This window comes from Polymorphobacter multimanifer (assembly GCF_014205635.1).
In the GTDB taxonomy this organism is placed as follows: Bacteria; Pseudomonadota; Alphaproteobacteria; order Sphingomonadales; family Sphingomonadaceae; genus Sandarakinorhabdus; species Sandarakinorhabdus multimanifer.
Genome location: NZ_JACIIV010000023.1, coordinates 51,460 through 65,646 on the forward strand (window position 1 = coordinate 51,460; position 14,187 = coordinate 65,646).

The 14,187-nt window shown below is 69.7% G+C and carries 8 protein-coding genes; all 8 read left to right on the forward strand.

Features of this window, described 5'->3' with window-relative positions:
* The gene (locus FHS79_RS14550; protein ID WP_184201652.1) at positions 1-3,186 is read left to right on the forward strand and encodes an efflux RND transporter permease subunit; all 3,186 of its coding nucleotides are present in this window, start codon (positions 1-3) and stop codon (positions 3,184-3,186) included.
* Positions 3,183-4,586, forward strand: a complete 1,404-nt coding sequence (locus FHS79_RS14555; protein WP_184201655.1) for an efflux transporter outer membrane subunit — start codon at positions 3,183-3,185, stop codon at positions 4,584-4,586. Before FHS79_RS14550 ends, FHS79_RS14555 begins: the two co-directional genes overlap by 4 nt.
* A 70-nt stretch (positions 4,587-4,656) precedes the next feature.
* Positions 4,657-5,403: a hypothetical protein gene (locus tag FHS79_RS14560; protein WP_184201658.1), complete on the forward strand. Its 747-nt coding sequence runs from the start codon at positions 4,657-4,659 to the stop codon at positions 5,401-5,403.
* Positions 5,306-6,913: a Y-family DNA polymerase gene (locus FHS79_RS14565; RefSeq protein WP_184201661.1), complete on the forward strand. Its 1,608-nt coding sequence runs from the start codon at positions 5,306-5,308 to the stop codon at positions 6,911-6,913. Before FHS79_RS14560 ends, FHS79_RS14565 begins: the two co-directional genes overlap by 98 nt.
* Positions 6,914-7,163: 250 nt before the next feature.
* Positions 7,164-10,352 carry an error-prone DNA polymerase gene (locus FHS79_RS14570; RefSeq protein ID WP_184201664.1) on the forward strand — a complete coding sequence of 1,063 codons (3,189 nt, stop codon included), beginning with the start codon at positions 7,164-7,166 and terminating at the stop codon, positions 10,350-10,352.
* A gap of 117 nt (positions 10,353-10,469) precedes the next feature.
* A complete protein-coding gene (locus FHS79_RS14575) occupies positions 10,470-11,750 on the forward strand; it encodes a mechanosensitive ion channel family protein (RefSeq protein ID WP_184201668.1) in 1,281 nt (426 codons plus the stop codon).
* Between the two features lie 76 nt (positions 11,751-11,826).
* Positions 11,827-12,828, forward strand: a complete 1,002-nt coding sequence (locus FHS79_RS14580) for an NADP-dependent oxidoreductase (RefSeq protein ID WP_243452917.1) — start codon at positions 11,827-11,829, stop codon at positions 12,826-12,828.
* A complete protein-coding gene (locus FHS79_RS14585; protein WP_184201671.1) occupies positions 12,825-14,006 on the forward strand; it encodes a BaiN/RdsA family NAD(P)/FAD-dependent oxidoreductase in 1,182 nt (393 codons plus the stop codon). Before FHS79_RS14580 ends, FHS79_RS14585 begins: the two co-directional genes overlap by 4 nt.
* Positions 14,007-14,187: the final 181 nt, after the last annotated feature.

Here is a 14,187-nt window from a genome sequence, read left to right on the forward strand (position 1 = left end):
ATGCGGCTCTCGCGCTTCTTCATCGACCGGCCGATCTTCGCCGCGGTCATCTCGGTCCTCATCGTGCTGGTGGGCATCGTCGCCTATCCCACCCTGCCGGTGGCGCAATATCCCGAGATCGCCCCGCCGACGATCAGCGTGACCGCAACCTACCCCGGCGCGTCCGCCGAAGTGCTCGCCGACACGGTGGCGGCGCCGCTCGAGCAGGAAATCAACGGCGTCGAGGACATGATCTACATGACCTCCTCGTCCACCGGCGATGGCCGGATGCTGCTCAACATCGTCTTCAAGCTCGGCACCGATCTCGATAATGCCCAGGTGCTGGTGCAGAACCGCGTCGCTTCGGCCGAGCCGCGGCTCCCCGACACGGTGCGCTCGCTCGGCGTGACGACGCGCAAGAACTCGCCCGATATCCTGCTCGTGGTGTTCCTCGAATCGACCGATGACAGCCTGCCGCTCGACTATGTGTCCAACTATGCCACGCTGTATCTGCAGGACCGGCTGGCGCGAATCGACGGCGTGGGCGGCATCAATGCGTTCGGCGTGCGCGACTATGCGATGCGCATCTGGATCGACCCCGAAAAGGCCGCGTCGCGCGGGCTCAACGCCCAGGATGTGGTGGCGGCGCTCCGCGCCCAGAACGTCCAGGTGGCGGCAGGCACGATCGGCGCCCCGCCGTTCGATGCCGGCGGCTCGGGCTATCAGCTCAACGTCGAGACCAAGGGCCGGCTGACGACCACGCAGGAATTCGGGGACATCGTCATCAAGGCCGATGGTCCGCGCATCACCCGCGTGGCCGATGTGGCGCGGATCGAGATCGGCGCGCAGGATTATGGCACCAACGCCTATGTGAACGGCAAGCAGGGGGTGGGCTTCGGCATCACCCAGCGGCCGGGCTCGAACGCGCTCGCCACGGCAGACGCGATCATCGCCGAGATGGAAGCCGCCAAGGCGGATTTTCCGCAGGGGCTGACCTACCGCATCCCCTACAACCCCACCGAATATGTGCGCGCCTCGATCGAGAGCGTCGAGGACACGCTGATCGAGGCAGTGATCCTCGTGGTGCTGGTGGTGCTGGTGTTCCTGCAGAGCTGGCGCGCGGCGCTGATACCGGTGCTGGCGATCCCGGTCAGCCTGATCGGCACCTTCGCGGTGATGGCGGCGTTCGGCTATTCGTTGAACAACCTTTCGCTGTTCGGGCTGGTGCTCGCCATCGGCATCGTCGTCGACGATGCTATCGTGGTCGTGGAGAATGTCGAGCGCGAACTGAAGCTCGGGCTCACCCCGCGCGAGGCATCGTACCGGACGATGAACGAGGTGGGCGGGGCGCTGGTGGCGATCGCGCTCACGCTGTGCGCGGTGTTCGTGCCGACCGCCTTCATCAGCGGCATCTCGGGGCAGTTCTACAAGCAGTTCGCGCTCACCATCTCGGCCGCCACGCTCATTTCCTGCGTGGTGTCGCTCACCCTGTCCCCGGCACTTGCAGCCCTGCTGCTCAAGCCGCACGACGAGCATGCGGCGGCGCCGCAAGGCTGGCGCCGCGTGCCGGCCAAGGCAGCTGACCGTTTCAACGCCGGCTTCGACTGGCTTTCGGAGCGTTACGGCCGGATCACGGCGCGGGCCGTGCGCAGCATCGCCATCATCCTCGTCGTCTATGCCGGGCTGCTGGTGCTGGCGGGCTGGCGGCTGGTCGCCACGCCGCAGGGCTTCATCCCCGCACAGGACCAGGGCTATCTGATCGCGGTGGTGCAGATGCCGCCGGGCACCTCGCTCGAACGCACCGACAAGGTGGTGCTCGATGCCGTGCGCACGGCGCGCGCCACCAATGGCGTGGAGCGGGTGGTGGCCTTTGCCGGGCTCGATGGCGCCAGCTTCACCAACGCCCCCAACGCCGGCACGCTGTTCATCCAGATGGACGATTATCCGGTGCGCGCCGACAAGGGGCTGACCGGCGATTCGATCCTCGGCAGCCTGCGCCAGGCGATGGGCGGCATCGGCGCCGGCAACATCCTCGTCATCCCGCCGCCGCCGGTGCGCGGCATCGGCACCGGGGGCGGCTTCAAGATGATGGTGCAGGACCGCTCGGGCCAGGGCTATCCGGCGCTGGAGCAAGCGACCTTCGGGATGATGATGGAGGCCAACCAGCAGCCGGGGCTGACGAGCGTGTTCACGCTGTTCAACACCGGCACGCCGCGGATGTTCGCCGATGTCGATCGCGAAAAGGCGCAGCTTCTCGGCGTGGCGCCGGCGGATGTGTTCGGCACGCTGCAGGTCTATCTGGGTTCGAGCTATGTTAACGATTTCAACCTGTTCGGCCGCACCTACCGGGTGACGGCCCAGGCCGATGCGCCGTTCCGCAACGACCCGACCGACATCACCAACCTGCGGGTGCGGGCGGCCTCGGGGCAGATGGTGCCGCTGGGATCGATGGTGCGCCTGTCGGACACCAGCGGGCCGTACCGCGTGGTGCGCCACAATCTGTTCCCGGCGGCCGAGCTGCAGGGGGACCGGCTGCCCGGATTCTCGAGCGGCGAGGCGCTGGGGGCCATGGAGGGGCTGGCGGGCCGGCTGCTGCCCGAGGGCTTCAGCTATGAATGGACCGAGCTGGCGTATCAGGAGAAGACGCAGGGCAATACCGCAGCGGTGGTGTTCGTGCTTGCGGTGGTGTTCGTGTTCCTGCTGCTGGCGGCGCAATATGAATCGCTGGTGCTGCCGCTCGCGGTCATCCTCATCGTGCCGATGTGCCTGCTGGCGGCGATTCTGGGGGTGAACATCCGCGGGTTCGACAACAATATCCTGACGCAGATCGGGCTGGTGGTGCTGGTGGGGCTGGCAGCGAAGAACGCCATCCTGATCGTCGAGTTCGCCAAGCAGGCCGAGGAAGCGGGCAAGGACCGCTGGGCTGCGGCCGAAGCGGCGGCACGCACCCGGTTGCGCCCCATCCTGATGACGAGCTTCGCCTTCATCCTCGGTGTGGTGCCGCTGGTCATCGCCTCGGGTCCCGGTGCGGAGATGCGGCAGGCGCTGGGCACGGCGGTGTTCGCGGGCATGATCGGCGTCACGGTGTTCGGGCTGCTTTTCACGCCGGTGTTCTATGTGATCGCCAGCTGGGCGGCAGCCAGGCTGGGGCGGCCGATCGGCAGCACGCGGCCGGAGATGATCTCGGGTGTGGAGCAGCCGGCATGAAGACGCGGCTTTTGATGGCGGCGCTGCTGCTTTCCGGCTGTGCGCTGGGGCCGGACTATGTGCCCGCACCGCTGCCGCCGGTGGAAGGCGGCGCGCTGGTGGCGGGTGCCGAGGGGGCGACGGTGGGCGTGGAAGCACCGGTGACGTGGTGGCGGCTCTATGACGATCCGCTTCTCGACGAGCTTGTCGGCCAGGCACTGGCGGCGAACACCGATCTGCGGGCAGCCACGGCGCGGCTGCGGCAGGTGCGCGCCGTGCTGAGCGAGACGCGCAGCCAGCGGCTGCCGAGCACCAGCATCACCGGCAGTGCCGTGGAAGCGCGGCAGGCGGTGCCGACGCCGACGGGGCCGGTGGCGTTCGAGAGCGAATTCTACCGGCTGGGGCTCGATGCCAGCTACGAGATCGACCTTTATGGCCGGGTCACGCGGTCGGTGCAGGCGGCGCGGGCCGATTTCGAGGCGGAGGAAGCGGCGCGGGACACGGTGCGGATCACTGTCGCGGCCGAGACGGCGCGTGCCTATGCCGATGCCTGTTCGGCGGCGGCACAGCTGGCGGTGGCGGAGCGCAGCCTGAAGTTGCAGGCGGACAGCTTCGGCATTGCGGAGAAGCGGGTGGCGGCGGGGCGTGATTCGCCGCTCGATGTGGCGCGCGCCCGCGCACAGCTCGAATCGACGCGGGCGACGCTGCCGGCGTTCACCGCGCAGCGCGCGGCGGCGCTCAACCGGCTGGCGGTGCTCACCGGGCGGCAGCCGGCGCAGGTGGATGCGCGGGTGAAGGCGTGCACGGCGCCACCGCTGCTCAAGACGGCGATTCCGGTCGGCGATGGCGCGGCGCTGCTCAGGCGGCGGCCCGATGTGCGCCAGGCCGAGCGGCGGCTGGCGGCGGCGACGGCGCGGATCGGTGTGGCGATGGCGGATTTCTTCCCGCAGATTTCGCTCGGCGGCAGTGTCTCGGGGCAGGGCGTCACGCCGGGGGCGGCGCTGAGCAACCGCGGCTTCGCCTTCAGCATCGGCCCGGCGATCAGCTGGACCTTCCCCAATTTCGCCGCTGCGCGCGCCCGCACGCGGCAGGCGCGCGCCGGCAGCGACGAAGCGGTGGCGAATTTCGAAGGCAGCATGCTCGCCGCCCTCGAGGAGACCGAGACGGCGCTCGCCAATTATGCTGCGGGGCTTGCCACCAACGAGGCGCTCCGCGCGGCGCGTGACGAGAGCGCGCGGGCGGCGCGGATCGTGCGGCTGCGCTATGGGGCGGGGTCGGAAGGGTTTCTGGCGGTGCTCGATGCCGAGCGCACGCTGGCGACGGCGGATGCGCAGCTGGCGGCGAACGATGCCGATCTCACCACGCGCCAGATCGCCGTGTTCAAGGCGCTGGGCGGCGGCTGGGAGCCTGTGGAAGGCTGAGGCTTTCATTCTGCCTGCTTGACTGTGACTGCTTGACTCTGGCCGGCTGCGCATAGAACATAAGTAGAACATGCGTCCCGGATTCGCCTTGTCGCCGGCCCTTGGGGCACGGCCTGCCCAGCCCTCGCTCCGGCCGCTCGGCTTTGGCGAGCCCGGGCTCGATGCGCGGCTGGACGGCGGGCTGCAGGCGGCGGCGCTGCACGAATTCTACCCCGCGCGGCCCGATGACGGCGTGGCGGCGATGGTGGTGGCGCTGCTGTTGGCGGCGCGGAATGGCCGGACGGGTCCGCTGCTCTGGCTCGTGGAAGCGCGGGCGATGCGCGGCGTGCGGCCCTATGCGCCCGGGCTAGCGGCGCTGGGGATCGATCCGGCGCGGCTGCTGCTGGTGCGCGCCCCCGATGCGCTGGCGCTGCTGCGCGCTGCGGCCGATGCCGTGGCCTGCCCGGCGCTGTCGGCCGTGGTGCTGCGCTGTGGACGCTCGCCGGCCTTCGGTCTCACCGCCTCGCGGCGGCTGGCGCTGGCGGCGGCGCGCAGCGGCGTGAGTGTGCTGGCAGTGCGCGAGGGCGAGCCCGCCCCGAGTGCCGCGAGCACGCGCTGGGGGGTGATGGCGCAGCCCTCGCGCGCGCTGGCCGCCGATGCGCCGGGGCTGCCGGTGTTCGGCGTCGAGCTGCTGCGCTGCCGCGCCGGCCGGCCGGGATTTTCGATGCAATTGGAGTGGAATGGTGAGGAACACAGCTTCCGGACGGCGAATCCTGGCAGTGCTGCTGCCCGGGTTGCCGGCGGAGCGGGTTCGCCAGGCAGCGCCATCGCTGCCTGACACGCCGCTCGCGCTCACGGTTACGTCCGGCAATGCCGTGCGGCTGGCAGCACTCGATTCCCATGCCGCCGCCGCCGGGCTGGCGGTGGGGATGACGCTCGCCGATGCGCGGGCACTGCTGCCCGAGCTGCAGGTGCAGGCGCATGATCCGGCGGCCGATCTTGCCCTGCTCGAAGCGCTGGCCGATGGCTGCGGGCGCTACACGCCGATGGTGGCGGTCGCACCCCCCGCCGGGCTGCTGCTCGATATCACAGGGGCAGCGCATCTGGCCGGCGGCGAAGCGGCGCTGGCGGGCGATCTCCTCAAGCGGCTGGCGCGGATGGGGCTTTCGGGCCGTGCTGCGCTGGCGGACAATCCCGCGGCTGCGCTGGCACTGGCAGGCTTTGCCGACTCGGATGGGACCGAATGGGATGGCGATGGGCTGGTGGCGCAGGCAGACGGCCCTTCCGCCGTTCTGGCGCTCCCCATCGCAGCGCTGCTCGGCCCGCTGGTGGCGGTGCCGGGGCTCGAGCTGGACAACCCGGATGCGCTCGCTCTCGCCCTCCGCCGCGCCGGGCTGCGCAGCGTCGCGCTGGTCGCGGGCCAGCCGCGCGCCGCCCTGGCCGCCCGGCTCGGCGATGCGCTCGTCCACCGCCTCGATGTGCTGCTGGGTGCTGCCGCCTTTCCGCTGCAGCCGCGCTGGCCCGAGCCCGAAATCCTCGTCGAGGCGCGCTTCGCCCAGCCGCTGCTTACCGTGCCTGCAGCGCTCAAGGTGGTCGAGGGGCTGGTGGTGCGCGCCTGCCTCAACCTCTCGGAACGCGGTGCCGGCGGCCGCGCCTTCGAGGCGCTGCTCTACCGTGCCGATGGCGCGCTGGCGCGGGTGCGGGTGGACACTGCCGCTGCGCAGCGTGCACCCGCCGCGATCATGCGGCTGTTCGGCGAGCGACTGGCGGCCCTCAACGATCCGCTCGATCCCGGCTTCGGCTATGATCTGGTGCGCCTTGCCGTCCCCGTCCTCGCGCCGCTCGGCGAGGAGCAGCTGGCGCTGGACGGCGGCGCGCTGGCCGCAGGCGAATTGCTCGGCCTCGTCGACCGCCTGACCGCGCGCCTCGGCCCCGGCCGGGTGCGGCGGCTGGCCGGGGCAGACAGCCATGTCCCCGAACAGGCCGGCTTCGACCTGCCCTTCACCGCCCGTCCCGATGCCACCGCATGGGCCGCACAAGCCCCCGGCGAGCCCCCCGAACGCCCCGCCCTGCTGTTCGACCCGCCGCAGCCGGTGGAAGTTATGGCCGAAGTCCCCGATGGCCCGCCGCGCCGCTTCCGCTGGCACCGTCGCCTCCACGACATCGTGCGCGCCGAAGGGCCCGAGCGCATCGCCGCCGAATGGTGGCGCCGCGCCGACGGCCAGGGCCTCACCCGAGACTATTACCGCGTCGAAGACAGCAGCGGCGGCCGCTTCTGGCTGTTCCGCCACGGCCTCTACGAAGAACGCCGCATACCAGGGTGGTTCGTGCATGGCCGCTTCGCGTGAAGGGCAGGGGCCTCCGGCGGGCGAAGAAGGGCCTCCGGCGGCTGGGGCCTTGGGCCCCAGACCCCGTTTTTGGGGGCTGTGCTGTGCCTTGAAGCGTCGCGCGCAGCGCAGTCGAACATGGTCCACAATCCGTACACCGTCCCGCAAACGCGCAGGCCCCACACATGGGGTCTGGGGCCTGCGGCCCCAGCCGCCGGAGGCACCCTTGCTACCGCCGGAGGCGCTTTTTCGCCCGCCGGAGGCATCCTGAATGGCCTTCGCCGAGCTGGCCTGTGCGACGCATTATTCCTTCCTGCGCGGCGCCAGCAGTCCGGCCGCGATGGTCGAGCGCGCGCTGGCGCTGGGGCATGGGGCGGTGGGGATTGCCGATCGCAACAGCGTGGCGGGCGTGGTGCGCGCGCATGTGGCGGTGCGCGAGGCTGAAGGCTTGCCAGCCGGTTTTCGGCTGGTGGTGGGGGCGCGGCTGGTGTTCGAGGATGCGACGCCGGATGTGCTCGCCTATCCAGCGACGCGCCGGGGCTGGGGGCGGCTGTGTCGGTTGCTGACGCTCGGCAACCTTCGGGTGGCGAAGGGCGGCTGCGCGCTGCGGCTCGAGGATCTGCTCGGGCATATCGACGACATGCTGCTGGTCGGGATGCCGGGAAAGGCCATGCCGGCGCCGCTTGCCGAGGCCGGGCGCGGGCGGCTGTGGCTGGCGGCGGTGATGCCGCGCGGCGGGGCGGACCGGCGGCGGCTGGCGGCACGGATGGCGGAGGCGGCGCGGTTGCGGCTGCCGCTGATGGCGAGCAATGATGCGCTTTATGCCGAGCCCGGGGCGCGGGCGTTGCAGGATGTGCTGAGCTGCATCCGCGAGGGGACGACGCTGGATGCGGCGGGACGGCGGCTGGAGGCCAATGCCGAGCGGCACCTGAAGGCCGAGGCCGAGATGCAGCGGCTGTTTGCCGATTGCCCGGACGCGGTGGAGGCGCCGATGCAGCTCGTGCGGCGGGTGGCGTTCGATCTCGACCAGCTTCGCTATGAATACCCCAACGAGCCGGTGCCGCCGGGGCACAGCGCGCAGGGCTGGCTGGAGACGCTGACGATGCAGAAGGCGCGGGTGCGCTGGCCGCAGGGCGTGCCGGCCGGGGTGATGGCGCAGTTGCAGGAAGAATTCCGGGTGATCGGCAAGGCTGGCTATGCGCCCTATTTCCTCACCGTGCACGACATGGTGGCGTTTGCCCAGGCGAAGGGCATCCTGTGCCAGGGGCGCGGCTCGGCGGCCAATTCGGCGGTGTGCTTCGTGCTCGGCATCACCGCGGTCGATCCATCGAAGCACAATCTGCTGTTCTCGCGCTTCATCTCCGAAGAGCGCCGCGAGCCGCCCGACATCGATGTCGATTTCGAGCATGAGCGGCGCGAGGAGGTGATCCAGTATATCTACGCGCGCTACGGCCGCGAGCGCGCCGGCATTGCCGCCACCGTGGCGCATTACCGGCCGCGCAGTGCGGTGCGCGAGGTGGGCAAGGTGCTGGGGCTCACCGAGGACATGACCGGCCGGCTTTCGGGCACGGTGTGGGGCAGCTTTTCGCGCGCCATGGAGGAGAAGCGCTTTGCCGAGAGCGGGCTCGACATCGATGCGCCCGAGATCCGCCGGCTGATCCGGATGACCGGCGAGATCATGGGGCTGCCGCGGCACCTTGGGCAGCATGTCGGCGGCTTCGTGCTGACACAGGACCGGCTCGACGAGACGGTGCCGATCCACAATGCCGCGATGCCGGACCGCACTTTCATCGAGTGGGACAAGGACGATATCGACGCGCTGGGGCTGATGAAGGTCGATGTGCTCGCACTCGGGATGCTAAGCTGCATCCGCCGCGCCTTTGCGCTCATCAAGGCGCATATCGGCCGCCAGTACACGCTCGACAATGTACCCGATGAGGCGCCGGACGTGTTCGACATGCTGTGCCTGGGCGATTCGGTCGGGGTGTTCCAGGTCGAGAGCCGCGCCCAGATGAACATGCTGCCAAGGCTGCGGCCGCGCGAATTCTACGATCTGGTGATCCAGGTGGCGATCGTGCGGCCGGGGCCGATCCAGGGGGACATGGTCCACCCCTATCTGCGGCGCCGGCAGGGGCGCGAGGCCGTGAGCTTTCCCGCTCCCGCCGCCCCGCACGACCGCGATGAGCTGAAGGGCGTGCTGGGGCGGACCTTGGGGGTGCCGCTGTTCCAGGAGCAGGCGATGCGGCTGGCGATCGTCGCGGCAGCGTTCACACCCTCGGAGGCCAACCAGCTGCGCCGCGCGATGGCGACCTTCCGCAACATCGGCACCATGGGCGGCTTTGCCGAGAAGATGATCGAGGGGATGGTGGCGCGCGGCTATGAGCGCGACTTTGCCACACGCTGCTTCAAGCAGATCGAGGGCTTCGGCAGCTATGGCTTTCCCGAAAGCCATGCGCTGGCCTTTGCACGATTGGTGTGGATTTCGAGCTATTTGAAGTGCCGCTACCCGGCTGTGTTTGCCGCTGCGCTCCTCAATTCGCAGCCGATGGGATTTTATGCGCCGGCACAAATCGTGCGTGATGCGCGCGAGCATGGCGTGGCGGTGCTGCCGGTCGATGTGAACGCCAGCGACTGGGATTGCACGCTGGAGGCTGGTGCACTGCGGCTGGGGCTGCGGCAGGTGACCGGGTTCCGCGCCGAATGGGCGGCGGCGATGGCAGCGGCGCGGCCCTTCGCCAGCCTCGAGGACATGGCGCGCCGCGCAGCATTGCCGCCGCGCGCGCTGAAACTGCTGGCCGATGCCGATGCAGTTGCTCTCCTCGGTTTAAGTCGGCGCGAGGGCGGCTGGGATGCGCTGCGCACGCCCGCCGATGTGCTGCCGCTGTTTGCCGCCGCCGGCGTGGCCGAGCTTGGCGAGGAGCCGGCGTTCGCGCTCCCCGAAATGCGGCTCGGTGAGGATGTGGCCGCCGATTACCAGGTGCTGCGGCTCAGCCTCAAGGCGCATCCGATGGCGCTGCTGCGCGGTGCGCTGCCGCCGGGCACCGCCAGCGCTGCCGAAGTGTCCGCGGCGCGCGCCGGCAGGCAGCTGAGCATGGCCGGCGTGGTGCTGGTGCGGCAGCGGCCGGGCAATGGCAACGCCATCTTCATCACGCTGGAGGATGAGACCGGGGTGGTGAATGTCGTGCTCTGGGCGCGCTTGTTCGAACATTATCGGCGCGCGGTGATGGGTGCCCGGCTGATGTGCGTGCGCGGCGAGGTGCAGCGCTCGCCCGAAGGCGTGGTCCACCTGATGGGCGTGGAAGTGCTCGACTGGTCGGGGCTGCTCGACCGGCTGTCGGACGCACATGCGCTGCCGGCGATGACCGCACGCGGCGACGAGAACCTCGCCGACCCGCCCACCCCGCGCGGCAGGCACCCGCGCGATGTGCGGATTTTGCCGCGATCGCGGGATTTCCATTGAAAGGGGCCTCCGGCGGCTGGGGCCTTGGGCCCCGGACCCCGTTTAGCGGCCGTCGCACGCACTGGCAGCCGGCGGCCCTGGTTTGCCATGCGCCCCTGCGGCTGGCAGGCTGACACGATGATTGAAACGCTCATCGAGAACCCGACCGCATGGCTTGCGGGGTTGCCGGTTGTCGACCTGCTGATCGTGGGGGTGGTGCTGGCGGTGGCGCTGCTGCTGGGCGGGCTGGCCGGGGGCTGGGCCGAGGCGCGCTTTGCCGGTGCCGGCTGGCTGCCGCCGGGGTCTGCCGGGCGGATAGCCCGCACGGTGCGCGCGGCGGTGGTGAGCCTGGCGCTGGTGGTACTGCTGAGCGCGCCGGGCTTTGGCGAGGTGCCGCGGCTGCTCGCCGGGGCGGTGCTTGGCCTGGCGGTCGGGATTCTGGTCGTCCATCTGCTGCGCGGATGGCGCATGGCGGCGGCGGCGGCGCCGGCGCTGGGGGTGCTGGCGGGCGTGGCAGTGCTCGCGGCGGCGCAGGGCGGGCTGGGGCCACTCGCCGATGCGCTGGACAATGCGTCGATTCGCATTGCCGCCCGGCGGATTTCGCTGCTCGATGTGGTGACGACGCTGGTGGCGGGGCTGGTGCTGTTCGCGCTGGCGCGGCTGGCCAATCGGGCGCTGGGGCAATGGGTGGGGCGGTTCGACCGGTTCGACAGCTCGCAGCAGCTGCTGGCGCAGAAGCTTGTGGGGCTGGCGATCGCGGCGCTGACCTTCCTGATCGGCATCGATCTGCTCGGGCTCGACCTCACCTCGCTGGCCTTTTTCTCGGGCGCGCTCGGGCTGGCGGTGGGCTTCGGCATGCAGAAGACGCTCGGCAACCTGATCGCCGGGCTGATTTTGCTCATGGACCGTTCGATCAAGCCCGGCGACGTGATCGTGGTGGGGGAGCAGTTCGGGCAGGTGAGCAAGATCGGCGTGCGCGCGGTGTCGGTGCTCACCCGCGACGGCAAGGAGCATCTGATCCCCAACGAGCTGCTGATGACGCAAACGGTGGAAAACTGGTCCTACTCGGATCGGAAAGTGCGGGTGCACATCCCGGTGGGGGTGAGCTATGCGAGCGATCTTCCGAAAGCGCAGGCGCTGATGCTGCGGGCGGCGGCGGATGTGCCGCGCGTTCTCAGCGATCCCCCGCCCGGCATCTGGCTGCGCGGCTTCGGAGACAGTTCGGTCGACCATGATATCATGGTGTGGATCGAAGACCCCGAGGTGGGGGTGGGCAATGTGAAGAGCGCCATCCTCAACCGTCTGTGGGTGCTGTTCAAGGAGGAGGGGATCGAGATTCCCTTCCCGCAGCGCGATGTGTGGATCAGGAGCGATCAGGGGCCGGGCAAGGCGGGAAATTCGACCCCGCCATCGGTTTGAAGCGCCTCGAACGGGATCCCGGGGTGACGATGCGGAGCGCTTCGGCCATGGTGCGGATCCTTTCGGAGATGATGACATGACGGCGCGGATGATGGAACGGATTGTGCTGGTGCGGCACGTGGAGGGCGCACCGCAGCCGGCGGATTTCCGTGTGGAGACGCTGCCGATCCCGGAGCTTGCCGAGGGCCAGTTCCTCATCGCCAACCGCTTCGTGTCGTGCGATCCCGGCACGCGCTCGCGGCTGTCCCCGGGTGCGAGCTATGCGCGGCCGGTGATGCCGGGCGAGCCGGTCGACGGCTTTTGCGTCGGCGAGGTGGTGGAAAGCCGCAACGCCCGCTTTGCGGTGGGGCAGAGGGTGACGGCGACAGGCTGGGCGAGCCATGTCGTTTCCAGCGGCAAGGGCTATGTGCTGCCGCTGCCGGACCTCGATGTGCCGGAATCGCTTTGGCTCGGCATTTTGGGCGTGCCGGGGATGACCGCGTGGTTTGCGCTCAAGCGCGTGGCGGAGCTGAAGCCGGGTGCCCGCGTGCTCATCACCTCGGCCGCAGGGCCGGTGGGCACCACGGCGGGGCAGCTGGCGAAACGCTGGGGGGCCGCGCATGTCGTCGGCGTGGCGGGGGGGGCGGAGAAATGCCGCTGGCTTGCCGAGGTCGCCGGCTTTGACGAGGCGCTCGATTACAAGGCGCCCGGCTTCGAGGCGGCGTTCGCCGAGGCAGCCGGGCCGGGGTTCGATGTGATGCTCGACAATGTCGGCAATGCCATGATCGACCGGGCGCTGCCGCACATGAAGGTGTTCGGGCGCATCGTGCTTTCGGGCGCCACGGCGGACTATTTGGCGGACACGGTGCCCGGCGTCGTCAACATGCGCGAGATGATCGCCAAGCGGCTGCGGATGGAGGGCATATTGGTGTTCGACGACCTGCCGGGCTTCGCCGAGGCGCAGGCTGGAATCGCCGCGATGGTGGCGGACGGGCTGGTCTATCGCGAGGAAATTTTCGACGGCCTTGCAACACTTCCGGACGCATTCTGTGGCCTGTTCACGGGAGCGAGCTTCGGCCGCCGGCTGGTGCGCATTTGAGCGATTTCGATGCGATCGTGCTCGGCGCCGGCGGTGCCGGGCTGATGTGTGCGGCAATAGCCGGGCAGGCAGGCAAGCGCGTGCTGGTGATCGACCATGCCGCGTCGCCTGGTGCCAAGATATTGATTTCGGGCGGCGGCCGCTGCAACTTCACCAACATCGGTGCGGTGCCCGATCGCTATCTCTCGGCCAATCCGCATTTCGCGCGCTCGGCGATGGGGCGCTACACGCCCGCCGACTTCATAGGCCTCGTCGAGAAGCACGGCATCGCCTATCACGAGAAAACGCTCGGCCAGCTGTTCTGCGACGGCTCGGCGCGCGCCATCCTGGCGATGCTGCTCGATGAAGCCGAAGCCGGCGGCGTCGAGATGGCGCTGGGGGACGCGGTGCGCGAGATCGACCATGGCGATGGCACCTACCGGGTGACCGTCGGCAACCGCGAAGTGCGTGCACCGGCCCTGGTGATCGCCACCGGCGGGCCGTCGATTCCCAAGCTTGGCGCCACCGATTTCGCCTATGGGCTGGCGCGGCGCTTCGGCATGAGCGTCGTCGAGCCGCGCCCAGCACTTGTGCCGCTCACGCTCGCGGGCGACCAGCTGTTGTTCCGCGAACTGGCCGGCGTTGCCGCCGATGTGGTGGCGCGCTGCGGCAAGGCCGCCTTCCGCGAGGCAGCGCTCTTCACCCACCGCGGCCTCTCCGGCCCCGCCATCCTGCAGGTTTCCAGCTATTGGCGGCACGGGGAGAGCATCGGCATCGATTTCCTCCCCCAGGCCGGCCCCGGCTGGGCGCAGGCCGCCAAGCGCGCGCGCCCGAAGCTTTCGATGAAGGGCCTGCTCGCCGGCATGCTCCCCGAACGGCTGGCCGACACGCTCGCCGCGCGCATCGACCTGTGGGGCGACCTGCAGACCATGTCGGACAAGATGCTCAGCAATGTGGAGGCCAAGCTCGCCGACTGGCGCTTCCTCCCCAATGGCAGCGAAGGCTTCGCCAAGGCCGAGGTGACCGTGGGCGGCATCTCCACCGATGGCCTGTCGTCGCGCACCATGGAAGCCAAGCGCACCCCCGGCCTCTACGCCATCGGCGAAGCGGTCGATGTGACCGGGTGGCTTGGCGGCTACAACTTCCAATGGGCCTGGGCGAGCGGCTGGGCGGCGGGGACGGCGATCGGGCAGAAGTGAGCCTCCGGCGGCTGGGGCCGCAGGCCCCAGACCCCATTATTGGGGTTTTGCAGTCACTTGCCTGTCAGATCTTTGCCGAAGCTGACGAATGGGGTCTGGCGACTGTATTGGCGGTCAAGCTGGTTTTTGCCATCGGGTGCTGGATTTGAGGATGGCGTTGGCGGCGACGACGAGTTTGCGG